Below are 25,275 nucleotides of genomic sequence, written 5' to 3' on the forward strand. Positions count from 1 at the left end.
TATGGCAGGTATCTTAGACTTCGCTCCGGCCATCGTCCTCCTCCCGTTCCTCTCGTTCCTGATCGCGCTCGGGGCGGGACGGTACATGCCGAAGGGAGGCGCGCTGGCGGGTATCGGCGCGACGGCGGGCTCGTTCGTCCTGTCGATCGCGACGTTCTTCGCCGTCAGCGGCGGACAGACCTACAACCAAACGATTTACACGTGGGCGGAGGGCCTCGACGCCATCAACCTGACGTTCGGTCTACTCATCGACCCGCTTTCGTCGATGATGCTCGTCATCGTGACGCTCGTCGCGCTCCTCGTCCACATCTTCAGCCTCGGCTACATGAACGACGAGGGCGAGACTGGCCTCCCGCGCTACTACGCCGGGCTCGGCCTGTTCACCGCCTCCATGCTCGGGTTCGTCGTCGCCGACAACCTGCTCATGGCGTTCATGTTCTTCGAGCTGGTGGGCCTGTGTTCCTACCTGCTCATCGGCTTCCACTTCCGGCAGGACGGCCCGCCGAGTGCCGCGAAGAAGGCGTTCCTCGTCACCCGCTTCGGTGACTACTTCTTCCTCATCGGCGTCGTCGCGGTGTTCGCGACGTTCGGCTCCGCCGCCTTCGCCGGCCCGGACGCCTTCCCGGTTCTCGCCGAGGAAGCGCTCAACGGCGAACACTCGGTCAACACGTTCCTCGGTATGGGAGAACAGGCGTGGTTCACCGTCGTCGGCCTCCTCGTTCTCGGGGGCGTCGTCGGGAAGTCCGCACAGTTCCCTCTGCACACGTGGCTCCCGGACGCGATGGAAGGTCCGACGCCCGTCTCCGCGCTCATCCACGCAGCGACGATGGTTGCGGCCGGTGTCTACCTCGTCGCCCGGATGTACGGGTTCTACGTGCTGACGCCGACGACGCTCGCCATCATCGCCCTCATCGGGGGCTTCACCGCCCTCTTTGCGGCGACCATGGGCGTCGTCAAGAAAGAAATCAAGCAGGTGCTCGCGTACTCGACTATCAGCCAGTACGGCTACATGATGCTCGGCCTCGGTGCCGGTGGCTACGTCGCGGCGACGTTCCACCTCATGACGCACGCCTTCTTCAAGGCGCTGCTGTTCCTCGGTGCCGGTTCGGTCATCATCGCGATGCACCACAACGAGAACATGTGGGACATGGGCGGTCTGAAAGACAAGATGCCCGTGACCTACTACGCGTTCCTCTCCGGGTCGCTCGCCCTCGCGGGTATCGTCCCGTTCGCAGGCTTCTGGTCGAAAGACGAGGTCCTCTACGAGACGCTTATTCACGGCCTCGGTGGCAGTCCGATTCTGCTCGCTGCGTACGCGATGGGCCTGCTCGCCGTGTTCTTCACGGGGTTCTACACCTTCCGGATGGTGTTCCTCACCTTCCACGGCGAGCCACGGTCCGGAACGGCGCGTGACCCCCACGGCGTTCGCTGGAACGTCAAGGGTCCGCTCGCCGTTCTCGGCGTGCTCGCCGCGACGACCGGGCTCGTCAACATGGTCCCGGTCGAGAAGCTCTTCGGCATCAAGGGAATCGACTTCCTGCACCAGTTCCTCGACGGAAGCTTCAGCTCGCTGAACGCGCACCACTACGCCGAACTCATCCCGTACAGTTCGGGCTACATCGGCGGCGAGGCCGGAACGGTCGCTATCGGTGCGGCCGTCTCGCTCGGCTTCGCGCTCGGCGGTGCCGCGCTCGCACACGTGCTGTACAACGTCCCCGAGCCCATCGAACACACGGACAAGCTCGGGAGCATCAAGACCGTACTGTACAACAACTACTACCAGGACGAGTACCAGGTCTGGATCGCGACCGGCGTCGTCCAGCCCATCTCGCGCGTCCTCGATAAGTTCGACCAGGGTATCGTCGACGGCGTCGTCAACGGTATCTCCAGCGTGAGCCTGTTCGCTGGCGGTCGCGTCAAGCGCATTCAGACCGGTGTGGTGAGCAACTACGCGGCGCTCCTCACGCTCGGTCTGACCGCGCTGCTTCTCGGTCTCGGCCTGCTCGGAGGTTGGTTCGCATGATAATCGAAGCGCTCATCGCAGTCACGTTCCTCGCCGCGCTGGTCACCTTCGTCCTGCCGGACCGGTACGCCGGCAAGGCGGCCTTCGCGCTGAGTCTGGCTCCCGTCATCGGGAGCCTCTACATGTGGCAACAGTACGACGCGAGCGGGAACGCCTTACTCGGCGGGAACATCGCGTTCGAGACAGACGTCGTCTGGCTGCAACTCGGCCAGTACGACCTCCACTGGATGGTCGGCGTCGACGGCATCAGTATGCCGCTCGTCGTCCTCACGACCATCCTCACCACGCTCGCTATCGTCAGCGCCTGGACGCCGATCGCGGAGCGTCAGTCCCAGTTCTTCGGGCTGATGCTCCTGATGGAGGCGAACCTGCTCGGCGTCTTCACGGCGCTCGACTTCTTCGTCTGGTTCGTCTTCTGGGAGGCCGTCCTCGTCCCGATGTACTTCCTCATCGGCGTCTGGGGCGGTCCCCGCCGCAAGTACGCGGCGATTAAGTTCTTCGTCTACACGAACATCGCGTCGCTCGTGATGTTCATCGGGTTCATCTCGCTGGTGTTCGGCCTCGGCGACTCGATTACGTCGCTGCGGTTGCCCGAGATTGCCCAAGCGTTGCAGGCCGGGCAGCTCGGAAGCTTCGCGGGACTGTCGGCCGGCGCGCTCGCGTCGGTCGCGTTCATCGCGATGTTCTTCGGGTTCGCGGTCAAGGTCCCGGTCGCCCCGCTTCACACGTGGCTGCCGGACGCACACGTTGAGGCCCCCACGCCGGTGTCGGTCATGCTGGCGGGGGTCCTCCTGAAGATGGGTACGTACGCCCTGCTCCGGTTCAACTTCACGATGCTGCCGGAGACGGCGCGCGCCTTCGCGCTGCCCATCGCCCTGCTCGCCGTCGCGAGCGTCATCTACGGCGCGCTTCTCGCGCTGGCACAGCAGGACCTCAAGCGTATCGTCGCGTACTCCTCCGTCTCGTCGATGGGGTACGTCATCCTCGGTCTCATCGCCTACACCACCTACGGCGTCGGCGGTGCGACCTTCCAGATGGTCGCCCACGGCCTCATCTCCGGTCTGATGTTCATGGCCGTCGGCGTCATCTACAACACGACCCACACGCGCATGGTGTCGGACATGTCCGGTATCGCCGACCGGATGCCCGTCACGGCGGGCATCTTCGTCGCCGGTGCGTTCGGCTACATGGGCCTGCCGCTCATGGCCGGCTTCGCCGCGGAGTTCTTCATCTTCAAGGGCGCGTTCGAGTCCACGGTGATGGAGGCGATGCCGCTGTTTACCGGCGCCGCGATGTTCGGTATCGTCATCGTCGCCGGCTACCTGCTGTTCGCGATGCAGCGGACGCTGTTCGGACCCTTCCGGTTCGACGGCGACTACGACGTCACGGAGGCGCCGTTCCACGACGTCGCACCCCTCGCGGTGCTGCTGCTTCTCACCATCGTGCTCGGTGTCTCTCCGGACATCTTCTTCACGATGATTCAGGACGCGGTTAATCCGATTCTCGAACTGGGAGGTGCGTTCTAGATGACGCCCCTCCAGACGCTCCCCGAGTGGGCGGCGACGGCTCCCGCCATCGTGCTCGCGCTGACGGGACTCGCGCTGCTGCTCATCGACACCATCGACCCGGACTCCACGAACAACGGCCTGCTGGCCGGCACGGCGACGCTCGGCGCGCTCGCCGCCGGCGGCATCGCCGCCTGGTTCCTCATCGGTGGAACCGGTATGGAGTCCACCGGCGGCGCGATTTCGCTGTACGGCGACGCGCTCGTCGTCGACGGGATGAGCCTGTTCTTCACGCTCATCTTCACCAGCGTCACCGCGATGGTGACCGTCGCCTCCTACGACTATCTCGCGGACGAGGAGTACCAGGGTGAGTTCTACTCGCTCGTCATATTCGCCGCGACCGGTATGACGCTCATGGGGATGGCGAACTCGCTGGCGACCGTCTTCGTCAGTCTCGAACTCGCGTCCCTCCCCTCGTACGCGCTCGTCGCGTTCCTCAAGAAGGACCGCGGCAGCATCGAGGCGGGCCTCAAGTACTTCCTCATCGGCGCGCTGTCGTCGGCGGTGTTCGCGTTCGGTATCAGCCTCGTGTTCGCCGTCACCGGCTCGCTGGTGCTCCCGGAAGTCGCCGCGACGCTTGCTGAGGGCACCGAACTCGTCGGCGTCCTCGGCCTCGGCGTGCTGATGATCGCCGGCGGCTTCGCGTTCAAGACCGCCTCCGTTCCGTTCCACTTCTGGGCGCCGGAGGCCTACGAGGGCGCGCCCGCTCCCGTGAGCGCGTTCCTCTCGTCGGCGTCGAAGGCGGCCGGCTTCGCCGTCGCCTTCCGCGTCTTCACCGTCGCGTTCCCCCTCGAGACCGTCACCGCGGTCGGCGGCGGGAGCGTCGACTGGTCGCTTCTGTTCGCGCTGCTCGCCGTCGTCACGATGACGCTCGGTAACTTCGCGGCGGCGACCCAAGAGAACGTCAAGCGCATGCTGGCGTACTCCTCTATCGGGCACGCCGGCTACGCGCTCATCGGGCTCGCGGCCATCACCGTCGACGGCGGTGCCGCGAACGGTGACGTGCTCGGCGCGAGCATGGCCCACCTGCTCGTCTACGGCTTCATGAACACGGGCGCGTTCCTGTTCATCGCCATGGTCGAAAAGTGGGGCCTCGGCCGCACGTTCGAGGACTACAACGGCATCGCGTCGAAGGCGCCCATCGCCGCGACGGCGATGACCGTCTTCATGTTCTCGCTCGCCGGCCTGCCACCGTTCGGCGGCTTCGTCTCGAAGTACGCGCTGTTCTACTCGGCCATCGAGTCCGGCTTCTGGTGGCTCGCCGCCTTCGGTGCGGTCAACAGCGCGCTGTCGCTGTTCTACTACAGCCGTGTCGTGAAGGCGATGTGGATCGAGGAGCCGTCGAAGCCCCTCGAAATCGGCAGCCAGCCGGTCGGTCTCTACGTGGCGATTATCTTCGCCGCGGTCGGGACGGTCCTGCTCCTGCCCGGCTTCCAGCCCGTCATCGAGACGGCCCAGACCGTCGCTGCGGCGCTCTTCTGAGCGTTTCGGCGATTCGGTTCGATTCGGTTTCTTTTATTCTCGCAGTAACTCACCGAGCGCCGACGCCAACTCCTCGGAGCGCCTGAGCGTCAGGCCGTCGGTGGTGACGAACACGCCCTTGTCGTCGTCGGTCACCCGCGTCAGGTAGCCGTGGTCGAACGCGCGGACAGTGTACCGGTAGTTCCCGAGTTCGGAGCCACGGTAGGCGGTCCGCGCCTGAAACCCGTCGGTCTCGTGTTCGACGAACCCGGTGAGGTCGGCGTCGGCTTCGAGGTCGCTTCGAAGGTATATCTGGTCGCACCGGTCGTGCGTGAAGTACGTCACGCTCCTGAGGTCGTCGCCGACGACGGTTCGACAGGTTCGGACGAACGACTCGGCGCGCGACTCGGGGAGTAGTTGCGTCTCGAGTTCCATCGTATATGTGTCATGCGTTGGCATGACATAATATCATCGCCGGATGGGAGGACGGTAGGGTTTTGCGGCCGGAGTCCGACCCTCCGTGTATGGTACGTCGCCTGGTTCTCGGCTGCGGGTCGCTCGGCGGGAACCTCGTCGAGCAACTCGCCGACCGCGGGGGGACGGTAACGGTCGTCACGGACCGGAAAGGCCACGCCGATGACCTCCGTTCGGACGGCATCGCCGCGAGGGAGGGCGACCCCGCCGACCCGTCGAACTACCCCGACGCGGCCGACCTCATCGTCGTCGGGGGGCAGTCCTCGGCGTCGAATCTCGACGCGGCGCGCGCGGCCCGCGACCGATTCCCCGACGCACCGCTCGTCGTCTACCTCGGCGACGACGCCGACCCGTCGGTCCGCGCCGACATCGACGCGCTGGCCGACGAGGTCATCGACCCGCGTCGAATCGTCTCCGGGCGAATCCTCGACGCCGTCGGCACGTCGCACACGGAGCGGTTGAACCGCCTGATGCGCGTCCTCCGAAACCTCGACGGTAGGCTCGCGGTCGTGATGCACGACAACCCGGACCCCGACGCCATCGCCGCGGCGCTGGCGCTGCAAGCCATCGCCGAGCGGGCGAGCGTCGACGCAGACGTGTGTTACTTTGGCGACATCTCTCATCAGGAGAACCGCGCGCTCGTGAACCTCCTCGATTTGGACCTTCGGGTTCTCGACGAGGTTCCGGCGGACGACGAGTACGCCGGCTTCGCGCTCGTCGACCACTCCCGACCGGGCGTCAACGACCGCCTGCCGCCGGAGACGACCATCGACATCGTCATCGACCACCACCCGCCGCGCGCGCCGGTCGAAGCGGCGTACGTTGACCTCAGACGCGGCGTCGGCGCGACGAGCACGCTGCTCGCGGAGTACCTCGAACGGCTCGGCATCGTCCCCGACACGACGGTGGCGACGGCCCTCCTGTTCGGGATTCAGGTCGACACTAACGACTTCACGCGGGAGGTCTCGACCGCCGACTTCGAGGCCGCCGCCTTCCTCATCCCCCACGTCGACATGGATCTGCTCGAACGGGTCGAGACACCGAGTCTGACCTCCGAGACGATGGAGACGCTCGCCCGCGCCATCTCGAACCGCGACGTTCGGGGGAACGTCCTCACGACGAACGTCGGCGATATCCGCGAGCGGGACGCGCTCGCGCAGGCCGCCGACCACCTCCTCGGGATGGAGGGCGTCGAGGTGACGGTCGTCTACGGACTGATGGACGGCACCGTCTACGTCTCCGGTCGCGCCCGCGGGGCGAAAGTCGACCTCGGAGAGACGTTCCGCGACGCCCTCGGCTCTATCGGGAGCGCCGGCGGCCACGCGGACATGGCGGGCGCACAGATTCCACTGGGCATCCTCGACGACGTGGGCGACGACTCCCGGGAGTCGCTCGCGACCATCGTCACGGACATCGTCGCCGGGCGGATGTTCGAGACGCTGGAGCACGCGACGCCGACGCCGAGTCTGGACACCGACGTGGCCTTCGAGTACCCGCTCGATGAGTGAACGCCCACACGTTTTTGCCGACGGTGGCCCTATGGGGTGGGAGATGAGTACCAAAGCGACCGTCAAGGAGTACATGACGCGCGAGGTCCAGACCGTCTCTCCGACCGACACGGTCGCGGACGTCGCCCAACGCATCGCGGAGAGCGACGGGCACAACGGGTTTCCCGTCTGTGACGGTCGCAAGGCCGAGGGATTCGTCACGGCGCGGGATATCCTCCTCGCCGACGACGAGGCCCCCATCGAGACGGTGATGGCGACGGACCTCGTCGTCGCTCACCCCGAGATGGACGTGAACGACGCCGCCCGCGTCATCCTCCGGTCGGGCATCCAGAAGCTCCCGGTCGTCGACGACGCGGGCAACCTCGTCGGCATCATCTCGAACACCGACGTCATCCGGAGCCAAATCGAGCGCGCGACGCCGGAGAAAGTGGGCAAACTCATGCGGACGCTCGAGCAGATTCACGGCATCACGGTCCACCAGGAGCGCCGCACGGTCTCGCTTTCGAACCTCATTCCCACGCAGGCCCGCGTCTACGCCGACGAACTCGACGGTCGCCGCTACGAACTCGAACGCGGCCTCGCGGAGCCGCTCGTCGTCATCGACAACAACGGGACGCTGCTCCTCGCCGACGGCCACCACCGCGTCCTCGCGGCCGACCGAATCGGCATCGAGGAGATGGACGCCTACATCATCGTCATCGACGACCCCGTCGAACTCGGAATGCAGCGGACCGCCGAAAAAGAGGGCCTCAAATCTATCTCGGACATCGACATCGTCGACTACGCGCGACACCCGCTGGTCGAGACGACGCGCCGACTCCAGTAGCTCAGCTCTCCACGTCGTACTCGTCTTTCCACGCCTCGACGGTCTCGCGAGCCTCGGATTCCGACTCGAACCGCTCGCCCTCGTAGCCGCGCCCCTCGGCGGACTGATAGAGTCGGTCCACCCTGACGTGCCACGCGTTCGGCCCGTGACGGAGCCGAATGGTCGCGTGGCCGTCGCTTCGCTCCCACTCTACGATACGGTCGTCTCGGCGGACCTCCGTCCAGCTCATACCCGGAGGTGACCGTCAAGCCCGAAGTGTCTACCCATCCGCCAGCGTCGAGGCGTCTGCCGTCGCCGAGACGGCCGGGCGCGTCTCAGCGCCGCAACTCGGACAGACGGCGTACCCGAGGCGGTCGTAGGGAACCTCCGGGGATGGGCGTTCCAACCCACACTCCTCGCACGTGAAGTACGAGACCCATTCGAAGGACATACTGACACTCAGGATTGTCAACGTATTAATTAATCACCGCTTACCCCCCCGAGGCGGAGGGTATCGGTGCGGTTATTCGACTCCCCGCCAACGGGGAGACGATGACAGTCGAGAACCCGCGTCGGGCGCTCGGGGTGGTCTTTTTCATCGTCTTCGTCGACCTCCTCGGCTTCGGTATCCTCATCCCGGTGATTCCCCTGTACGCGCTCTCGTTCGGTGCGACGGAGTTCGTCGGGAGCCTCCTCATCGCCTCCTACTCTGCGATGCAGTTCCTCGCCGCACCGTTTTTAGGCCGCCTGTCGGACTCCCGCGGTCGGCGACCCGTGCTTCTCCTGTCGCTCACGGGGAGCGTCATCGCGTGGCTCCTGTTCGGCGTCGCGGGGTCGCTTGCGGTGTTGTTCACCGCGCGGATGCTCGCGGGCGCGATGGGCGGCAACATCGCCACCGCACAGGCGTACATCGCCGACATCACCGCGGCGGACGACCGGGCGAAGGGGCTCGGTCTCCTCGGGGCCGCGTTCGGCCTCGGCTTCGTGTTCGGCCCGGCGCTCGGTGGCTTCTTCGCCAGCGAACCGGTCGTCGCGGCCGCCCGGGACCTTCTGCCTGCGTTCGTCCCCGTCTCCGAGTTCTCGCTTCCGAGCTTCGCCGCCGCGGCCATCACCGGGACGAACCTCGTCGTCGCGTTCTTCGTCCTGCCCGAGTCGCGGCCGCCCGAAGCGCGCGGGACGCCAGCCGAGGACCGCGAGTCCCGCGTCCAACAGCTCCTTTCGGCACTCCGGTCGCCCGGGCTGGGCACGCTCGTCGCCTCCTTTTTCCTCGTCTCCTTCGCCTTCTCGGCGCTCGAAAGCCAGTTCATCTTCCTCACCAACGACCAGTACGGCTACGGCGCGACCGAGAACGCGATCATCCTCACCTACGTCGGCGTCGTCCTCGCGGTCGTGCAGGGCGGCCTCGTCGGCCCGCTCACCGACCGCTTCGGCGAGTACCGACTCGCGGTGGGGGGCGCGGCGATTCAGGTGCTCACGCTCGCGGCAGTCCCCTTCTCTCCCCAACTGGGCGCGTTCGTCCCCGACCTCGGAGCGGTCCTCCCGTTCGGTCCCGTCCTCCCGGCGGGCGTGCTCGCGCTCCTCGCCGTGATGACACCGCTGTCGTTCGGCAACGCTCTCACGAACGTCTCCTTGAACACGCTCGTCTCTCGCTCGGCAACGGACGACGAGCAGGGCGGCGCGTTCGGCCTCACTCAGAGCGCCGGGAGCCTCGCCCGGACGTTCGGACCGGCGCTGGCCGGTGGGCTCTACACCGGCATCGCGTTCTGGGCCCCCTTCGTCGTCGGCGGCGTACTGATGATTCCGATTCTCGTGCTCCTCGGGCGACTGGACCGCGAGGCGGTTACGTCGGCGACGGCGTGAAAAAAGGACGCAGGACGGCGAAAACGAGTCGGTGAACCTTACGCGGGGGTCGGGCCTTCCGGGGCCGACGAGTCGTCGTCGGACCGGAACTGCGAGACGAGATCGAGCGAGTCGTCGGTGCTTCCGAGTAAGAACAGCGAGTAGTACCGGAAGTACGTCACGACGGGCATCTGGACGACCGCGCCGACCGCGATGGCCGCGAGGACGAACAGGAGTCCGAGCGCGCCGAAGACGACCAGCCCGACCGTCGAGGTTAACGCGATGTTCGCGGCGTTGAGCGCGAGGAACGCCGCGCCGCCGACGATGGCGAAGGGGATGGCGACGACGAGCAGGGCGAGGAGGGCCGCGATACCGATACCGATGCTCGCGAGGATACCGAGGATGAACCGGACGATGACGTACAGCCCGAACTCGGAGAATTCGGCGCGGAACACCGGCACGACCCGGCCCCACGACGAGAGGAGGGCGCGGTCTTCGGCTATCATCGTCGGGACGACGAAGTCGGTCGTCAACTGCATGACGACCGCGACCACGAACACCAACAGGAGCCCGAGCAGGACGAGCGGGATGGCGAGGAGGGCAATCGCGGGCGTGACCGCGACGGAGCCGAAGTATACGGCCGCGACCGGGAGTCCGATGACCGTGATGATGGCGATGAGCAGGCCAATTTGGAACGCGAACAGTCTGACGCCGAGCCAGAAGCGCTCGCGGAACGGTTTGCGGATGCGAACGTCTTTCGTGACGACGGCGTCAACGAGGACGAACTGCATCACGGAGCCGACGAACGACCAGAGGAGGCCGAGGACGATAGCGATCGCCGCGAGCGCGACGATGGCAGCGAAGACGTTTTCGGGCGTCACGAAGCCGGGCAGCGAGTCGATTGGGATGTCGGTCGACCCGCCTCCGGTGGGAGTGGTCGTTCCGGTGTTGCTTCCGGCACCGCCGCTCCCGCCGAGGCCGCCGACGAAGAGGGCGATGAGTGCGAGGCGCGCCCATCGACCCGCATCGAACGGGAGGAGGAGCGACGCCGTGGCGTCACGGGCGTCGTCGAGGGCGTCGATTGCTTTCCAACTCATGAGTGACAATGCGACGCCTCGCGAGATAAAGGTGTTCGAGAGCTAAGGTATCACGTCGCTCGGTGACTCTCTCGGGGGCCTGAGAGGTGTCTCGATGGGGTCGTTACTCGGTGACGGCGGCCAGCGGGTCGAGGTAGCCGGCTCCGTAGTACTCCTTGTCGGACCCCTCGGGGACGGTCGCGGTTCGGCCGAGTTTCGACGCGACCTGATTCGCGTTCAGGTCCGGGTCGACCGATCGGACGAGCGCGACGGCGGCGGCGACCTGCGGCGCGGCCATCGAGGTGCCGGCCTTCCAGCCGTAGCCGTTCGCCGAGCCGACGTAGTTCCCGTCGTCGTCGTAGGCGGGCGTCGAGACGGTGTTGTAGACGAGGTCGTAGAACCACGTGTCGGGATGCGTCTCCTGTGCGGACAGGAGGGCGTCGCCGCCCGGTGCGGCCACGCCGACTGCGTTGGTCCCGTAGTTCGTGTAGAACGCCGGTGTCTCCGGTCCCTCTTCCTCGTCGCCCGCGTCGAAGGCGGTGCCCTTAGGTCCGGTCGCGCTGACGCTGAGCGCCTGTGCCCCCTCGTTGGGGAGGCTGATGAGGCCGCCGTCGTGCTGGAGGTCCGCGCTGTCGTTGCCGGCAGCGATAGCGAGGACGGTCCCCGAGCGGTTGGCGTAGGTCATCGTCTTGTTCAACACCTTGCCGTAGAACTTCCCTTCGCCCTGTCGCGGGACCGGGTAGGCACCGAGGCTGAGGTTCGCGGCGTCGCAGCCGATTTCGGCGCTGTAGACGACGGCCGCGAGGATATCGGCGAACGAGGCGAGCGAGTTCGGCGAGAACACGCGGCAGTCCACGATTTCGGCCCCCGGCGCGGAGCCGACGACGCCCGTCTCGTTGTCGTCGTTCGCGGCGACGATGCCCGCGACGTGGGTGCCGTGGTCGCCGCCGGCGGGGACGCCCACGCCGAAGCCGTCGCCGGTGAAGTTCCGCGAGAGCGACGCGTTGACCGCGTGTTCGAGGTCCGGGTGGTCGGCGGCGACGCCGGTGTCGATGACGGCGACGCGCGCGCCCTCGCCCCGGGTCACGTTGTGGACCGCGGGAATCCGCTGGCTCTGTTTGTCCCACTGCGCGTCGTAGCCGGGTTCGTCGACCGCACCGGCCGGTGCCGCGTCCTCGACCGCCGGCCCGTCGAGTTCTATCTCCACGTCGGGCGCGTAGGCCGCGTTCAGCGCGGAAACGGCCGACTCGCTTCCCTCGACGACCACCACGCCGGCCGGCGAGAGGTCGTAGACGACCTCTAGGTCGGCGCTCGTCGCCGCCGACACGTCGCCGCTCCCGAGGTCGACGATGAACCGGTCGGTCCGCTCGGCTGCGACGACGGTCGACCCGGCGGCGACCCCACCGAGGAGGGAACCACTCAGCTTCAGGAACGTTCGCCTGTGTTGCTGACGCATACCAAACACCGCGGCCGTCGAAAACATAGTTGTTACGGCACATTTTTGAGTTTAAAATAATTCCTCGAAAAACCACAACGTCGTACCGGAGCCGACACGCTCAGGGGAGTCGGGTTCGAACGCTCGGCTCACATGGTAGGTGTCGAAACCGCGCTCCGGCTCGGCGGCGGCCTCGTATTGTTGCTTGCGAACGCTTTCTTCGTCGTCTCGGAGTTCGCGATGACGCGCGTCCCGCAGTTCGACGAGTCCGCCTTCGAGGGCTCTCGCGGTCTCGAACGGGCGTGGGAGATGACGGAGCGGCTGGAGGTGTACCTCTCGGGCTGTCAGGTTGGGATTACCATCGCCAGCGTCGGCCTCGGCGTCGTCGCCGAACCGGCCGTCGCGGCCACCTTCAACGCGGTCCTCGGCGGTGGCGGGGCGGCGGGTTCCCACACGTCGCTATCGGTGGGTCTGGCGCTCGTCGTCATCAACCTCTCGCACGTCGTCCTCGGCGAGCAGGTGCCGACGTACCTCGGCGTCGAGCGCTCTCGCACGGTGGCGAAGTACACCGCGCCCGTGCTGTACGGCTGGACGAAGCTGATGTACCCGGTCATCGTCGTCGCCGACTGGCTGGCAAAGCGCCTGCTGTCGCTCGTCGGCGTCGAGATAACCCGGTCGTGGCAGGAAGCCGAAATCGACGAGGAGGAGGGTGGCGACGGCTCCACGGGCGAAGGCGCTCGGCTCACCCGGGGGGAGGTTCGTAGCCAGATGGGCGACATCCTCGCGCAGGGTTCGCTTCCCGAGGACCGCCGCGAGGAGGTCCTGAACGCGCTTCGAATCGGCGAGTTACCCGTCCGCGACGTGATGGTCCCCGCGGACCGCGTCGTCGCGCTCTCGGTCGACGCGAGCACCGACGAGAGCCTCGAACGAATCCGGGCGAACCCCCAGCACTCGCGGTTCCCGCTCGTCGGCGACTCGCTGGACGACGTTCGGGGTGTCGTCTACGCGCCGACGGTCCTCTCGAACATCGACCGCCTCCAGTCGGGCGACCGCCGGCTCGACGACATCGCCGCGCCCCCGCTTTCGGTTCCCTCGGACCTCTCGGTCAGCGACCTCATCGACCGCTTCCAGGCGGAGAATCAGGAACTCGCCATGGTCCGCGACCCCGAAGGCGGCTCCGTAGTCGGTCTCGTGACCGCCTCCGACGCCTTCGAGTCCATCACTGGCCAGCTTTACGACCCGCTCGACCTCGGGGCGTAGGACCGCCCACGCTTTTCATCCGCCGCCCGTACCCACTCGCATGACGCCCTTCGAACGACGGACCCGCGCCTGTCAGGAGCGACTGGCCGACGCGGACGCCGACGCCGCTGTACTGTTCCCCAGCCGAAACCTGCTGTACCTCTCGGGCTTCGACGAGGAACCCGCGGAGCGCCACCTACTGCTTTTCGTCTCCCGCGAGGGCGAACCGGTGTTTCTCGTCCCCGACCTCTACGAGACGCAGGTCCGCGCCGAGTCGTGGGTCGCGGACGTGCGCACGTGGAGCGACGACGACGACCCGCGTGACGCCCTCGCCGACGTGGTCTCGGACCTCGGCCTCGCCGGCGGGCGCGTCCTCGTCGACGACACGATGTGGGCCCGTTTCTCGCAGGACCTCCGGGTGACGCTCCCCGACGCTGACTTCGGTCTCGCGAGCGAGGTCGTCGCTCCACTCCGCGCGCGGAAGGACGACGCCGAACTCGACGCACTCCGCCGCGCTGGTGCGGCCGTCGACCGCGCGGTCGAGCGCGTCCGCGACATGGGAGAGGACGCTGTCGGCATGACCGAGAACGAACTCGCCGCGGAAATCGAGCGACTCCTCTCTGACGAGGGTGGCGAGGGGATTCCCTTCGGGCCGCTCGTCGGCTCCGGCCCGAACGGGGCGATGCCACACCACAGCCACGGCGACCGCGTCATCGAGTCGGGCGACCCGGTCGTCCTCGACTTCGGCACCGTCGTCGACCACTACCCGAGCGACCAGACGCGGACCGTCGTCTTCGCCGGCGAGCCGCCCGCGGCGTTCGCCGAGGTCCACGGCGTCGTGCAGGCCGCCCGGACCGCCGCCGTCGAGACCGTCGAACCGGGCGTCACTGCCGGCGACGTCGACCGCGCGGCCCGCGAGGTCATCGAGGAGGCGGGCTACGGCGACCGCTTCATCCATCGGACCGGCCACGGCGTCGGCCTCGACGTGCACGAGGAACCCTACATCGTCGCCGGGAGCGACCGCGAACTCGAGGTCGGGAACGTCTTCAGCGTCGAGCCGGGAATCTACCTCCCCGACGAGTTCGGCGTCCGAATCGAGGACCTCGTCGTCGTCACCGATGACGGCGCGGAACTCCTGAACGACACCGACCGCGGCTGGCGCTGTTAGGCGCAAAGCTGTTAACTCGCTGACTACCGTAGCGGGCGTATGGTCTCCCGACAGACGCTCGTTGTCACCGTGTTCGTTCTCGCCGCCCTCCCCGTCGCGTATCTCGTGGAATCGGCCACCGACCAGTTCGCCCTCTCGTTTCTCGCGCTGCTCGCCGTCGGCGTCGTCGCGCCGTCGCTCGTCAACGACTACCTCGACGGGGTCGAAGGCGGCGAGAGCGGGGTCTGAGTCAGAAGTCTGAAAAAAGCAACGCAGTCGATGGTGCCGTCGCGTCGGTCGTTACTCGTCGTCGTCACCGTCGGCCGCGCCGTCACCGGACGGCTCGATGTTTCCGATGATGGCGTCGATGTCGGCGTGTTCGTACAGTAGGTCGCGCATCCGGTTGACCGTGCGCTCGTCGCGGGTGCGGCCCGTGCTGACGATGTCCTCGGCGCGGTCGGTCACAGAGAGGGTGTCGCCGTTGACGAGGAGCACCGGGACGCCCTTCTCTTCGGCCTTGCCGATGACGGCCCCGACGGGTCGGTGGCCGCCGGTGAGGATGATACATTTGACGCCGGGGGCTTCGAGCGCGGCGCGCTGGATGTTCGCGCGGTCGCCGCCGGTAATGACTGCGGCGTTCTTCGTGCGGCGGAAGTAGCGGAGCGCCGCGTCGCCGCCCATCGCGCCGACGAGGAAGCGCTCGACGAAGGCGTCGGTCGGCGCGTCGGTGGCGAAGTCGGCGCCGAGTTCGTTCGCGAGTTCTTCGACGGTGACGCCCGCGAGGTCCTTTTCGGTCGGGACGACGCCGAGGACGGGGACGCCGCGGGCTTCGAGGAACGGCGCGACCTCGGTTTCGAGTTCGTCGTAGGAGGCGTCGCTCACGCGGTTGAACACGACGCCCGCGAGGCGGTCGGGGCCGATGTCTTCGACCGCCGCGACCACGTCGTCGAGGTCGCTCGGGTGCTGGTAGTCGGCGACGAGGATGACCTCGGCGTCGAGGAGGTTCGCCACGTCGCCGTCGGTGAGGTCCACGATGCCGCCGGTGCGGTAGGAGCCGCCGCCCTCGATGAGCATCAGGTCCTTGCCGGCCGAGATGTCCTCGAAGTGGTGGGAGATGACCTCCGAAAGCTCCTCGGCGTTCTCCTTGCCGCGAACGGCACCTTGGATGAACGTCGGGGAGTAGACGACGGGTTCGAGCTGGTGCATCTCGGCGTCGATGTCGAGCAGTTCGCGGGCGAGCATCGGGTCCTCGTCGAGGGTCTTGCCGGTGCTGGACTGCAGGCGGGTGCCCTTGGGCTTCATGTAGCCCACGTCCAGTCCGCGCTCCTTGGCGAGGACGCCGAGTGCGAGCGTGATTGCGGTCTTCCCGGTGCTTTCTCCGGTCGAGGTGACGAGTACCGTGTTCATTGTTGAATGGTAGGGTGGTGAAGTGTTTAAAGTTCGTCCGGGTCGACGGTGAGTCGAACGTCGACGGCCTTCACGCCGTCGGGCAGCGCGACGAGCGGGTTGATGTCGAGTTCGAGGATGGCGGGGAAGTCAGTGACCAGTTGGGAGAGCCGCTGGATGGTCTCCGTGATGCCGCCGATGTCCACCGGGTCGTTACCGCGGGCACCGCGGAGCATCGGCGCGGCGTCGATTTCCTTCGTCATGTCTTCGGCTTCTACCTCGGAGACGGGCGCGACGCGGAACGTCGTGTCCTCGAGGATTTCGACGAAGATGCCGCCGAGACCGAACATCATGAGCGGGCCGAACTGCGGGTCACGGTTCATGCCGACGATGGTCTCGACGCCGTCGTCGAGGTTCACCATCTCTTGGACCTGTACGCCGAGGATGTTGGCGTCGGGCTGGTAGTTCTTCGCGCGGGTGATGAGGTCCTCGTAGGCGTCGTAGACGTCCTCGTTTTCGACGCCGACCTTGACGCCGCCGATGTCGGACTTGTGGAGGATGTCCGGGCTGACGATTTTCATCACGACGTCGCCGTCGATGCGCTCCGCGACTTCGAGGGCGTCCGCGGGGTCGTCGACGATGTCGCCGGTCGGCGTCTCGATGCCGTAGGCGTCGAGCAGTTCCATCGCCTCGACGCCGAGGCGGGTCTCGTCGCGCTCCTTGACGGTTTCGAGGATTTCGCGGGCGCGCTCGCGGTCCACGTCGAACTCGGTGGGCGCGTCGTACTCGCGCTGGCGGATGTCGGCGTACTTCGAGAGGGCTTCGAGGCCGTCGACGGCGCGCGAGGGGTCGAAGTAATTCGGGATGCCGGCGTCCTTCATCACGTCGGAGGCGGCGTCAACGCGCTCGCCGCCCATGAAACAGGCGGCGACGGGCTTGTCGTACTTCTGTTGGAGTTCGACGGTGTCGGCGGCGAGCTGGTTGTAGTCGAGGACGGCCGTCGGGCAGGTCAGGACGAGCGCCATGCCGACGTTGTCGTCGGCGAGCGCCACGTCGAGGGCCTCCTTGAACCGGTCGTTGTCGGCGTCGCCGACGATGTCGACCGGGTTGTAGATGTTCCCCTCGGCGGGGAGCGACTCGGAGAAGGCTTCGAGCGTCTCGTCGGTGAAGTCGGCCATCTGCAGTTCCGACTCGCCGATGGCGTCGGTCGTCATGACGCCGGGGCCGCCGGCGTTCGTGATGACGGCCACGTCCTTGTTCTCGGGGAGCGGCTGGTCGCCCAGCACGCGGGCGGTGTCGAACAGGTGCTGGACGGAGTCCGCGCGGATGACGCCCGCCTGTTCGAGGCCGGCCTCGTAGGCGGCGTCGGAGCCGGCGATGGTGCCGGTGTGCGAGGAGGCGGCCTGCGCGCCGGCGTCGGTCTTGCCGGACTTGACGAGGACGATGGGCGTGTCCTTCGTCACGTCGCGGGCGGAGTCGATGAACTCGCGGCCCGCCGAGATGCCTTCGAGGTAGCCGATGATGACCTCGGTGTCGGGGTCGTCGTTCCACGCCTCGATGAAGTCGGCCTCGTCGAGGACGGCCTTGTTACCTAAAGAGACGATGTCCTTGAAGCCGATGTCCTCGTCGTTTGCCCAGTCGATGACGGCCGTGATGAACGCGCCCGACTGGCTCATGAAGGACATGTTGCCGTCGAGGGCCATGTCGGGGCCGAACGTCGCGTTCATGCCGACGTCCGTGTTCATGATGCCCAGACTGTTCGGGCCGACGACGTTGAGGTCGTACTCCTCGGCGATGTCGCGGAGTTCCTGCTCGCGGGCGGCACCTTCGCTGCCCGTCTCGCCGAAGCCGGCGGTAATGACAACCACGTTCTGGATACCCGCTTCCCCGGCGGATTTCATGGCCGGCAGGACGACCTTCGGAGGAACGACGATGACCGCGAGGTCGGCGTCCGTCTCGCCGACATCACCGTAGCACTGCAGGCCGAACAGTTCGTCGTACTTGGGGTTGACCGGAACGACCTCACCGTCGAACTCGTCGATGAGGTTGTCCATGATTGCCCGCCCGATTGCTCCTTCGCGCTCGGTCGCACCGACCACCGCGATTCGGTTCGGCGCGAACAATTCGGATAGCTCTCCCATTACCTGTTGCTTCCCGTCATTGACTGATAAATTCGGTGGTGTGGGCGCTCTCACGGCCTTTGGTGGCACGCTACAGTAGCGCAATTAATCGGGATGATTCGTGATTTATACCACAGAATTGGGCCGGTTACGCTCGTCAGTAGGAGGGATTGACGTCGTGGTCACGTGGCGGATGAGTTCACGCGAATCGGGCCGTTCGAATCTCCTTTGCGTGTCGATGGTACGCCGCGTGAGGACCCAGACGGTAGCGATGAACCTCGACGTTGCCCGAGACCCGGAAGCAACGGCGTGAATATATAACGAACTATCGGCACTGATTGAACGAATTCGTTCAATACCTCTTTCGTTCAATAAATTACTGATGGTAATTGAACATCTGTGAAATCCTATTTTAGGGCTTCTATCACCGATTGATAGCAAATAATCTGAATCTAACGTCCAGCTTTCGTGATTTTCTGATGAACGAGATAGTTCAACAGTCCCCAATATTTATTATGATTGCATTTCTCGTGAGCAATTGTATGCAAGACAAAGGCACGGGAACTCGGCGACAGTTCATCACGGCGGCAGGCGCGGCCGGTGTCGCGGCGCTCGCAGGGTGTAGTGGTACTTCGAGTTCGGACAGTGGGGGTACGACCGAGAGTTCGGGTACGACCACTGGGAGCAGTTCGGGCTCGATGGCCGACAAAATCGTCTTCTACAACGCGGGGAGCCTCAAGTACGATCCGGGAACCGCCGAGAATATCAAGCGCTTCGAGGAGGAGACGGGTATCACGGTCGAAGTGAACGAAACGCCCTGGAACAATCTCAAGACGAGTCTCACCACGATCTGGCGGAACAAGGACTCGACGGTCGACGTGTTCAACGGACCGACGTGGTGGCTAGCCGACTTCGTCGCGTCCGACTGGATCGAACCGCTCGACCTCGGGGACAGCCACATGTCGAATTTCCCGTCGAATCTCCAGGAACTCGTCACGTTCGAGGACGGTGCGTACATGGCACCGGAGTTCGGCAAGTGGGGGACGTTCCTCTATGACGCGGAACACTACGAGGCCCAGGGCGTCAGCGAACCGCCGAACTCCTGGGACGAAGTCGTCTCGAAGGGGAAGCAGCTCAAGACGGACGATACCGCACCCTTCGCGTTCACGTGGGCGAACAAGGACGTTTTCACCTTCAAGCAGTTCGTCTACCAGGCGGGCGGGAAACTGTTCAACGACAGTAACGAACCCACGTTCGTCGATGCGGGGATGGAGGTGATGGACTTTTTCACCCGACTCCGCGAGAACGACCTGATCCCCAACGGCATTTCCAGCATGGGCGAGGGCGGCGTCGGTGACACGTTTATCGCCGGACAGACTGCGTCCGTCGAGTCCTGGACGCCCCTCGGTTCTCGCGTACTCGACGCCGACGCGTGGAGTGCAGACCGCCTCAGCAGCGCGAAACCCCCGAAGGGGCCGAGTTCCCGCGCGACGTTCCAAGACACCAATGGCATCAGCGTCTCCGCCTTCTCGGAGCGCAAAGAGGCAGCCAAGGAGTTCGCTCGCTTCATGACGACGCCAGAGTCCGCGAAGACGAATATGAAAGTCGAGGGTAACCCCGCGGTTATCCCGTCGGTCTACGACTCCTCCGAGATTCAGAGTCAGTACCCCTCTTGGCTGCTCGAAGACATGAAGTTCAACCTCGAACACGCACAGAGTGAGACCTACCTCGCACAGGCGCAGGTCGACGACTACCTCTCCGAACAGATCACGCCCGCGCTCCTGGGCGACAAGGACCCGAAGAAGGCGCTACAGACGGCACAGAGTAACATCGAACGTCTGTACCAAGACATCGGCCTGCTCTGAGCCCGTCGGTGCCGGAACGTCCCGATCACTACCCATCGTATTTCAGAATGTCAACCGAAAAACAATCACTACGACGCAAACTTGACCGGCTGTTCGTCCCGTTGACTGTCGGTCCGACGTTGCTCTGGATCGCTGCGATAATCGTCTACCCGACGTTGAAGCTGCTCTGGAGCAGCGTCTTCTGGACGAACCCGATCAACGGACAAAAGGAGTTCGTCGGCTTCCGAAACTTTCAGCGGCTCATCTTCGCCGAGGGTCCCGGGTCGGTCTTTGGATTCGCTCCCGACTTCGTCTCGATCACGTGGCACACCGTCATCTACGTCGGACTGAGCGTGAGTATCTCCTTCGCACTGGGGCTCGGTATCGCCTTGCTTCTCAACAAGGACCTCACAGGACGTGGCTGGTTCCGGACTGCGGTCATCGTTCCGTGGGTTTTGCCCTACGTGATGAGCGGGCTGATGTGGCGCTGGATGTTCCAGTCGGAGTACGGCGCTATCAACGGCCTCCTTACCCAATCCGGCCTCATCGCCGAGAAAATCGCGTTCTTCTCGGACGGGACGCTCGCGATGATGGCGATCATCATCGCCGATATCTGGGTCTTCACCCCGTTTATCATCATCATCCTGCTCGCCGGGCTGCAGAACGTCCCCGAGCAGTTATATGACGCGGCCGAAGTCGACGGTGCCGGACGGATCTCACGGTTCTGGAACGTCACGTATCCGTTCTTGAAGCCCTCGATTCTGGTCGCACTGACCATCCGAATCATCTTCGACATCCGCGCGCTTGACCTGGTCTGGGTCATGACTCAGGGCGGTCCCGGTAAGTCGACCGAGGTCTGGGCCTCGTGGCTCTACCGCACGGCGCAGGTGTTCAACCGACCCGGAGAGGGTGCCGCACTCGGCGTCGTTCTGCTCGCGGTCACGTTCGTGATCGTTGCCGTGCTGTACAGAGTCTTCGGCGAGTCACCATACTAACAATGAGTACGAAACAATCGACCATCGACCGAGTGATCGCAACCCTCGGGCTAGATACCGAGGACGAATGGACCCATATCGTCCGTGAGCGACTCGTCGCCTACGGACTGCTGGGCGTGTACGTCCTCGTCATCTGGTTCCCGATCTACTTCATCTTCATCACCAGCATCAAGCCGACGACCGCCGTGCTCGACGTGCCGATATCGTTCATCCCGTCGCAGCCGACGGTGAGCAACTACGTCGAGATCTTCCAGAACCGTCCGTTCGAGCTGTACACGCTGAACAGTCTCATCGTCGCGAGTACGACCACCCTCATCTGCATCACGCTGGGGACGGTCACCGGATACTCGTTTTCCCGGTACGACTTCCTGGGGAACAAGGCGCTGTTGTTGTCCATCGTCGCCGCGCGGATGATTCCGCCCATCGCGCTCATCGTCCCGTTTTTCACCATCATGTCGAACCCGCCGCTTATCGGCGGTCTGACCGGGAGCCTCTACGATACTCGCATCGCCCTCATCCTGACGTACACGTTCTTCAACCTACCGTTCGCGGTTTGGATCATGAAGAACTACTTCGACGGGGTTCCCGAGTCGCTCGACGAGCAGGCGCGGATCGATGGCTGTTCGCGCTGGGAGGGCTTCGTGAAGATTATCCTCCCGATGGCGAAGCCGGGAATCGCCGCGACAGCGATTCTGTCGTTCATCTTCTCGTGGAACGAGTTCGTCTTCGCGCTCGTTCTCACGTCGTCAGAACAGGCACAAACACTACCGATTGCAGTCTCGCTTTTCGTCGCTGACGACTTCGTGGACTGGGCTCACCTGGCCGCCGGTGGCATGATTGCGGCGCTCCCCGGCATCCTGTTCGGCCTGTTCTTCCAGCAGTACATCGTCAGTGGACTCACGCAAGGAGCTGTCAAGGAGTAATAATAATGGCACACGTAGAACTCAACGAGCTAGTAAAGAACTTCAACGACGTCACGGCTGTCGACGGCATCTCGCTGGACATCCCGGACGAGAGCTTCACCGTCCTCGTCGGCCCGTCCGGATGCGGGAAGACGACGACACTCCGCCTGGTCGCGGGGCTCGAACGGGCGAGTGACGGTGAGATTCGGATCGGGGACGAAGTCGTCAACGACCGCCGCGCGTACGAACGAGACATCGCGATGGTCTTCCAGAACTACGCGCTGTACCCGCATAAGACGGTTCGCGGGAACATGCGCTTCGGGCTGGAACAGCACGACACGCCCGAGGACGTCATCACCGAACGCGTTAGCGAGGCCGCGAAACTGCTCCAGATCGAGGAACTGCTCGACCGCAAACCCTCGGAGCTGTCCGGGGGGCAACAGCAGCGCGTCGCACTCGGCCGTGCCATCGTCCGGGACCCGGCCGTGTTCCTGATGGACGAGCCGCTTTCGAACCTGGACGCGAAGCTTCGCGTCCAGATGCGCGCCGAGTTGAACAAACTCCACGAGGAACTGTCGACGACGACAGTGTACGTCACCCACGACCAGGTCGAGGCGATGACGCTCGCCGACCAGATTGCGGTCATGGACGGTGGGGAGATACAACAGGTCGGCGAACCGACCCACGTCTACACCAACCCGCGGAACATGTTCGTCGCCGGGTTCCTCGGGTCGCCGAGCATGAACTTCATTGAGGGCACTCTGAACACGTCTTCGTCGGGTAAGTTCGAACTCGACCTCGGAGGGGAGACACACGACGTCCCAGACGAGTTTGCCGCAGACCTCGAGGACTATGTCGGCGAACGTGTCGTGCTGGGAATCAGGCCAGAGAACATCGCGCTCAACCAGGACGGGGTCCCGGCGAATGTTCACCCTGCGACCGTCGATGTCGTCGAACCGCAAGGCGAGAAGACGGTGCTAGAAGTGACGCTCGGTACTGGGCAGAGCGTCAAAGCCGCGGTTGCACCGGATTCCGCGGTCGAGATGGGCGACTCGGTCAACCTCCGGTTCGATAGAGACTCTCTGCAGTACTTCGACCCGCAGACGGGTGCGTCCCTGACCTACGACTCGAAACCCGAGCAGAAGGCGATTGTCTGAATATGCAACTGGACTCCACTCGGGACATCTCGCCTGCCACGATGGTCTCATTCGGCGTCGCCGCTGTACTGGCGGGTATCGCCGTGTACAACTTCGTGAGTGGAGTCTACGGAGGGGCAATCGTCAGTAGTATCGGAGCGATCATCGCGACACTGTTCGGTGTCCTCGCCACATGATACGGTGGCCGCACCCGCTCCGGAGCGATTGCTGTGTGAGGTCCCGTCAGGATCTGGCGGCAGCTGGGACCACAATATACACGTATTCACGTTCACAACGACAATGAGAAACATTTGCCAGCCCGGATTGGTGTCAGTGATAAATGTTACCTGAAAAACGAAGAAAGGAAATCGTGCGGAAGGTAAACCAATCGAATCGGGTCACCGTGGAGGAGTTGACGGAGGAGTTCGGTGTCTCCGGCCCGACGATTCGGCGAGACCTTGCGTCATTGGCCGAAGACGGTCACATCGAGCGGTTTCACGGTGGTGCCCTCCCCGCATCCGACGAGACAGCCAACGGCTCGCAACTGCGAGACCGCATCCAGAACCCGAGTGGAAAGCGTGCCATCGCCGCACGGGCCGTCGAGGAACTGAACAACGGCGATGCAGTGTTCTTCGACACTGGCCAGACGACGTTGGAGGTCGCCAAAGCCATCCCTGAGTCGCTATCGCTGCTCGTAGCGACTAACTCCCCCGAAAACGCGTTCGAACTCCGGGAGTCGTGTGGCGAAGTAAAAATCGTCGGTGACTCCCTGCGTCGGACTTCGGACGCGTTCGTCGGGCCGAGCGCGGAATCGTATCTCCGGAAAACCAACTTCGACACCGTGTTTTTGGAGACGGACGCGATTCATGGAGACGGGGGACTCTCCGTCTCCAACGAGGACGAAGCCCGGATCAAGTCGCTGTTGTGCGAGAGCGGTCGCCACGTCATCCTTGTCGCAGACGGGAGTAAACTCGGAGAACAGAGCTTCCGTGAGTTCGCCACCCTCGACGCCATCGACGTGTTCGTCACCGACGTCCAACTCGAAGGGAGGCTACGTGATCTATTCGACCGCAGTGACGTTCGCGTGGTCGATAATCAACTCGTTGTCGAGTGACATCCTCCCCGCCGTAAACGGCGGGATTCTCCCCTCGGAGACAGATAGCCCATCCTGTTATCTCACCACTGTCGTCGTCACGGAGTTGGTCGACGACATCTCAGTCGCCTCGTAGCGACCCGAACAGGCTCAACCAACCGCAGAACGGAGCGTGACGGTGAGGGTGAATGATAGATTAAACCGAACGAGTGTTTCGGGACCACAGAAATTCAGACGCGAGGGAGGTTTACTATCAACATAATACACAGAGAGGCGATGTCAGCGATCCGTCCGTTTCCACCGAATATCGATGAATCCGGAGGGTACCGATTACGAGATAATTTTATTCATGGTTCTACTATTCTTAACTAACCTCTGAGCGCGCGATGTTCCACCCGGAACAATGTACCCGTTACAAGTCACGTTGACCGAGTCCATCGCAGAGTTGACCAACGCCGTGCTCGCGTTCGTCCCGCGGCTCGTGGGCGCGCTCTTAATCCTCATCGTCGGCTGGTTCATCGGCAGCATCGCGGCCCGACTCATCACGCGAATCGCCGACCGCGTCGAGGTGGATAAGGCCGTGTTGGCGACGCCCGTCGGGAAGATTCTCGGCGGAACAGAAAAGGCGGTATCGAGCGCGTTCGGGACGCTCGGTAAGTGGTTCGTCTACGCCATCGCGGTCCTCGCGGCCGCCGACGTGCTCGCGGTCGACCTGTTCTCCGAATGGGTCTCGACCGCGGCGTCGTACGCGCCGTCGTTCGTGGCCGGCCTGCTCGTCATCGTCCTCGGGTTCGTCGTCGCCGACTTCATCGGTGACGCCATCACGCGAACCCGCGCGGCGACCGAGACGCCGTACACGAGCGTCTTCGCGGTCGGCACCCGGATGTTCCTCTACTTCACCGCCGTCGTCATCGGCCTGAGCACGATGGGCATCGACGTGGCCATCCTGTTCACCATCGCGCAGGCGTTCGCGTGGGGCATCGCCGCGGCCCTCGCCATCGGCGTCGGCGGCGCGGTCGCCTTCGGCGCGCGCGACTACGTCTCGGCCAACGTCGAGCGCTGGATGGGGTCGGCCCGCTCCGTCGCGGCCACCCCCGTCTCCCCGATGGGCGGCGACAGCGACTCGCCCGAGGGCGCGTCGCCGGCAGACGACTGAACACGCTCCGCCCGGTGCGTCCAGTGCGCCCGGTACGAGCGCACCGCGGAACCGACACCTTTCTTCGCTGA

Annotated in this window: 23 protein-coding genes; 16 read left to right on the forward strand and 7 right to left on the reverse strand. The window is 64.7% G+C overall.

All coding sequences use genetic code 11. The features are described from left to right. The first annotated feature begins 1 nt into the window (after position 1). Genes nuoL through NKF06_RS02815 form a run of 3 tightly spaced genes read left to right on the forward strand, consistent with a single transcriptional unit; the run spans position 2 to position 5,070 of the window. Positions 2-2,023 carry an NADH-quinone oxidoreductase subunit L gene (nuoL, locus tag NKF06_RS02805; protein WP_253244460.1) on the forward strand — a complete coding sequence of 674 codons (2,022 nt, stop codon included), beginning with the start codon at positions 2-4 and terminating at the stop codon, positions 2,021-2,023. Continuing rightward, positions 2,020-3,549 (forward strand): NuoM family protein, encoded by a 1,530-nt coding sequence (locus tag NKF06_RS02810; RefSeq protein WP_058566660.1) that lies wholly within the window; start codon positions 2,020-2,022, stop codon positions 3,547-3,549. The genes nuoL and NKF06_RS02810 overlap by 4 nt, the downstream gene beginning before the upstream one ends. Further along, positions 3,550-5,070 carry an NADH-quinone oxidoreductase subunit N gene (locus tag NKF06_RS02815; protein WP_058828173.1) on the forward strand — a complete coding sequence of 507 codons (1,521 nt, stop codon included), beginning with the start codon at positions 3,550-3,552 and terminating at the stop codon, positions 5,068-5,070. A 33-nt stretch (positions 5,071-5,103) separates the two neighbouring features. On the opposite strand, the gene NKF06_RS02820 is transcribed toward NKF06_RS02815, so the two are convergent. Then, entirely contained in the window at positions 5,104-5,484 is a 381-nt protein-coding gene (locus NKF06_RS02820; RefSeq protein WP_042666393.1) for a hypothetical protein, read from the reverse strand. 89 nt (positions 5,485-5,573) lie between these two features. On the opposite strand from NKF06_RS02820, the gene NKF06_RS02825 reads away from it, so the two are divergent. Together NKF06_RS02825 and NKF06_RS02830 are read left to right on the forward strand one after the other, a co-directional pair. Then, complete coding sequence (locus NKF06_RS02825; protein ID WP_253244461.1) at positions 5,574-7,031, forward strand: DHH family phosphoesterase; 1,458 nt, start codon at positions 5,574-5,576, stop codon at positions 7,029-7,031. 43 nt (positions 7,032-7,074) lie between these two features. Continuing rightward, positions 7,075-7,857: a CBS domain-containing protein gene (locus NKF06_RS02830; protein WP_058828175.1), complete on the forward strand. Its 783-nt coding sequence runs from the start codon at positions 7,075-7,077 to the stop codon at positions 7,855-7,857. Position 7,858: 1 nt separating this feature from the next. Here NKF06_RS02830 and NKF06_RS02835 read toward each other — a convergent pair whose 3' ends face one another. Beyond that, positions 7,859-8,086: a hypothetical protein gene (locus tag NKF06_RS02835; protein WP_058828176.1), complete on the reverse strand. Its 228-nt coding sequence runs from the start codon at positions 8,084-8,086 to the stop codon at positions 7,859-7,861. Positions 8,087-8,116: 30 nt separating this feature from the next. Continuing rightward, complete coding sequence (locus tag NKF06_RS02840; RefSeq protein ID WP_172795814.1) at positions 8,117-8,287, reverse strand: hypothetical protein; 171 nt, start codon at positions 8,285-8,287, stop codon at positions 8,117-8,119. A 101-nt stretch (positions 8,288-8,388) separates the two neighbouring features. On the opposite strand from NKF06_RS02840, the gene NKF06_RS02845 reads away from it, so the two are divergent. Further along, complete coding sequence (locus NKF06_RS02845) at positions 8,389-9,696, forward strand: MFS transporter (protein ID WP_253244462.1); 1,308 nt, start codon at positions 8,389-8,391, stop codon at positions 9,694-9,696. Between the two features lie 38 nt (positions 9,697-9,734). Here NKF06_RS02845 and NKF06_RS02850 read toward each other — a convergent pair whose 3' ends face one another. Together NKF06_RS02850 and NKF06_RS02855 are read right to left on the reverse strand one after the other, a co-directional pair. Further along, positions 9,735-10,772 (reverse strand): hypothetical protein, encoded by a 1,038-nt coding sequence (locus NKF06_RS02850; RefSeq protein WP_253244463.1) that lies wholly within the window; start codon positions 10,770-10,772, stop codon positions 9,735-9,737. A 103-nt stretch (positions 10,773-10,875) separates the two neighbouring features. Beyond that, positions 10,876-12,207, reverse strand: a complete 1,332-nt coding sequence (locus NKF06_RS02855) for a S8 family serine peptidase (RefSeq protein ID WP_253244464.1) — start codon at positions 12,205-12,207, stop codon at positions 10,876-10,878. A gap of 132 nt (positions 12,208-12,339) precedes the next feature. Here NKF06_RS02855 and NKF06_RS02860 point away from each other — a divergent pair, with 132 nt between their 5' ends. From NKF06_RS02860 to NKF06_RS02870, 3 genes are read left to right on the forward strand one after another with little or no spacing between them, the layout of a single operon-like run. Beyond that, entirely contained in the window at positions 12,340-13,446 is a 1,107-nt protein-coding gene (locus NKF06_RS02860; RefSeq protein ID WP_253244465.1) for a hemolysin family protein, read from the forward strand. Positions 13,447-13,486: 40 nt separating this feature from the next. After that, positions 13,487-14,593 carry a Xaa-Pro peptidase family protein gene (locus tag NKF06_RS02865; protein ID WP_058828181.1) on the forward strand — a complete coding sequence of 369 codons (1,107 nt, stop codon included), beginning with the start codon at positions 13,487-13,489 and terminating at the stop codon, positions 14,591-14,593. Between the two features lie 39 nt (positions 14,594-14,632). Continuing rightward, on the forward strand, positions 14,633-14,821 hold the full coding sequence (locus tag NKF06_RS02870) for a hypothetical protein (protein ID WP_058828182.1): 189 nt from the start codon (positions 14,633-14,635) through the stop codon (positions 14,819-14,821). A gap of 51 nt (positions 14,822-14,872) precedes the next feature. Here NKF06_RS02870 and NKF06_RS02875 read toward each other — a convergent pair whose 3' ends face one another. Beyond that, positions 14,873-15,979 (reverse strand): phosphotransacetylase family protein, encoded by a 1,107-nt coding sequence (locus NKF06_RS02875; RefSeq protein WP_253244466.1) that lies wholly within the window; start codon positions 15,977-15,979, stop codon positions 14,873-14,875. 26 nt (positions 15,980-16,005) lie between these two features. Then, positions 16,006-18,099: an acetate--CoA ligase gene (locus NKF06_RS02880; RefSeq protein ID WP_058828184.1), complete on the reverse strand. Its 2,094-nt coding sequence runs from the start codon at positions 18,097-18,099 to the stop codon at positions 16,006-16,008. A gap of 521 nt (positions 18,100-18,620) precedes the next feature. Between NKF06_RS02880 and NKF06_RS02885 the strand changes: the two genes are divergently transcribed. The 7 genes from NKF06_RS02885 (at position 18,621) to NKF06_RS02915 (ending at position 25,204) form a co-directional block, all read left to right on the forward strand. Then, a complete protein-coding gene (locus tag NKF06_RS02885; RefSeq protein ID WP_253244467.1) occupies positions 18,621-19,943 on the forward strand; it encodes an extracellular solute-binding protein in 1,323 nt (440 codons plus the stop codon). 47 nt (positions 19,944-19,990) lie between these two features. Continuing rightward, positions 19,991-20,917, forward strand: a complete 927-nt coding sequence (locus NKF06_RS02890) for a sugar ABC transporter permease (protein WP_253244468.1) — start codon at positions 19,991-19,993, stop codon at positions 20,915-20,917. 2 nt (positions 20,918-20,919) lie between these two features. Then, positions 20,920-21,840, forward strand: a complete 921-nt coding sequence (locus NKF06_RS02895) for a carbohydrate ABC transporter permease (protein ID WP_253244469.1) — start codon at positions 20,920-20,922, stop codon at positions 21,838-21,840. 5 nt (positions 21,841-21,845) lie between these two features. Then, positions 21,846-22,976: a sn-glycerol-3-phosphate ABC transporter ATP-binding protein UgpC gene (gene ugpC / locus NKF06_RS02900; protein ID WP_253244470.1), complete on the forward strand. Its 1,131-nt coding sequence runs from the start codon at positions 21,846-21,848 to the stop codon at positions 22,974-22,976. Positions 22,977-22,978: 2 nt separating this feature from the next. Continuing rightward, positions 22,979-23,152 carry a hypothetical protein gene (locus tag NKF06_RS02905; RefSeq protein ID WP_253244471.1) on the forward strand — a complete coding sequence of 58 codons (174 nt, stop codon included), beginning with the start codon at positions 22,979-22,981 and terminating at the stop codon, positions 23,150-23,152. A gap of 143 nt (positions 23,153-23,295) precedes the next feature. Then, positions 23,296-24,069: an HTH-type transcriptional regulator GlpR gene (gene glpR, locus NKF06_RS02910; RefSeq protein ID WP_256477186.1), complete on the forward strand. Its 774-nt coding sequence runs from the start codon at positions 23,296-23,298 to the stop codon at positions 24,067-24,069. A 382-nt stretch (positions 24,070-24,451) separates the two neighbouring features. After that, positions 24,452-25,204, forward strand: a complete 753-nt coding sequence (locus NKF06_RS02915) for a hypothetical protein (RefSeq protein ID WP_058828186.1) — start codon at positions 24,452-24,454, stop codon at positions 25,202-25,204. Positions 25,205-25,275: the final 71 nt, after the last annotated feature.

The sequence above is a fragment of the Haloferax sp. AB510 genome, assembly GCF_024136985.1.
Classification (GTDB): Archaea; Halobacteriota; Halobacteria; order Halobacteriales; family Haloferacaceae; genus Haloferax.

Bases quoted from the DNA above. Each gene is read 5' to 3' on its own strand.
- NKF06_RS02810 (WP_058566660.1), top strand. From the start codon at position 2,020: ATGATAATCGAAGCGCTCATCGCAGTCACGTTCCTCGCCGCGCTGGTC.
- nuoL (WP_253244460.1), top strand. From the start codon at position 2: ATGGCAGGTATCTTAGACTTCGCTCCGGCCATCGTCCTCCTCCCGTTC.
- NKF06_RS02875 (WP_253244466.1), bottom strand. From the start codon at position 15,979: ATGAACACGGTACTCGTCACCTCGACCGGAGAAAGCACCGGGAAGACC.
- NKF06_RS02890 (WP_253244468.1), top strand. From the start codon at position 19,991: ATGTCAACCGAAAAACAATCACTACGACGCAAACTTGACCGGCTGTTC.
- NKF06_RS02835 (WP_058828176.1), bottom strand. From the start codon at position 8,086: ATGAGCTGGACGGAGGTCCGCCGAGACGACCGTATCGTAGAGTGGGAG.
- NKF06_RS02825 (WP_253244461.1), top strand. From the start codon at position 5,574: ATGGTACGTCGCCTGGTTCTCGGCTGCGGGTCGCTCGGCGGGAACCTC.
- NKF06_RS02905 (WP_253244471.1), top strand. From the start codon at position 22,979: ATGCAACTGGACTCCACTCGGGACATCTCGCCTGCCACGATGGTCTCA.
- NKF06_RS02865 (WP_058828181.1), top strand. From the start codon at position 13,487: ATGACGCCCTTCGAACGACGGACCCGCGCCTGTCAGGAGCGACTGGCC.
- NKF06_RS02880 (WP_058828184.1), bottom strand. From the start codon at position 18,099: ATGGGAGAGCTATCCGAATTGTTCGCGCCGAACCGAATCGCGGTGGTC.
- NKF06_RS02840 (WP_172795814.1), bottom strand. From the start codon at position 8,287: ATGTCCTTCGAATGGGTCTCGTACTTCACGTGCGAGGAGTGTGGGTTG.
- ugpC (WP_253244470.1), top strand. From the start codon at position 21,846: ATGGCACACGTAGAACTCAACGAGCTAGTAAAGAACTTCAACGACGTC.
- NKF06_RS02845 (WP_253244462.1), top strand. From the start codon at position 8,389: ATGACAGTCGAGAACCCGCGTCGGGCGCTCGGGGTGGTCTTTTTCATC.
- NKF06_RS02915 (WP_058828186.1), top strand. From the start codon at position 24,452: ATGTACCCGTTACAAGTCACGTTGACCGAGTCCATCGCAGAGTTGACC.
- NKF06_RS02855 (WP_253244464.1), bottom strand. From the start codon at position 12,207: ATGCGTCAGCAACACAGGCGAACGTTCCTGAAGCTGAGTGGTTCCCTC.
- NKF06_RS02895 (WP_253244469.1), top strand. From the start codon at position 20,920: ATGAGTACGAAACAATCGACCATCGACCGAGTGATCGCAACCCTCGGG.
- NKF06_RS02885 (WP_253244467.1), top strand. From the start codon at position 18,621: ATGCAAGACAAAGGCACGGGAACTCGGCGACAGTTCATCACGGCGGCA.
- NKF06_RS02870 (WP_058828182.1), top strand. From the start codon at position 14,633: ATGGTCTCCCGACAGACGCTCGTTGTCACCGTGTTCGTTCTCGCCGCC.
- NKF06_RS02860 (WP_253244465.1), top strand. From the start codon at position 12,340: ATGGTAGGTGTCGAAACCGCGCTCCGGCTCGGCGGCGGCCTCGTATTG.
- glpR (WP_256477186.1), top strand. From the start codon at position 23,296: ATGTTACCTGAAAAACGAAGAAAGGAAATCGTGCGGAAGGTAAACCAA.
- NKF06_RS02850 (WP_253244463.1), bottom strand. From the start codon at position 10,772: ATGAGTTGGAAAGCAATCGACGCCCTCGACGACGCCCGTGACGCCACG.
- NKF06_RS02815 (WP_058828173.1), top strand. From the start codon at position 3,550: ATGACGCCCCTCCAGACGCTCCCCGAGTGGGCGGCGACGGCTCCCGCC.
- NKF06_RS02820 (WP_042666393.1), bottom strand. From the start codon at position 5,484: ATGGAACTCGAGACGCAACTACTCCCCGAGTCGCGCGCCGAGTCGTTC.
- NKF06_RS02830 (WP_058828175.1), top strand. From the start codon at position 7,075: ATGAGTACCAAAGCGACCGTCAAGGAGTACATGACGCGCGAGGTCCAG.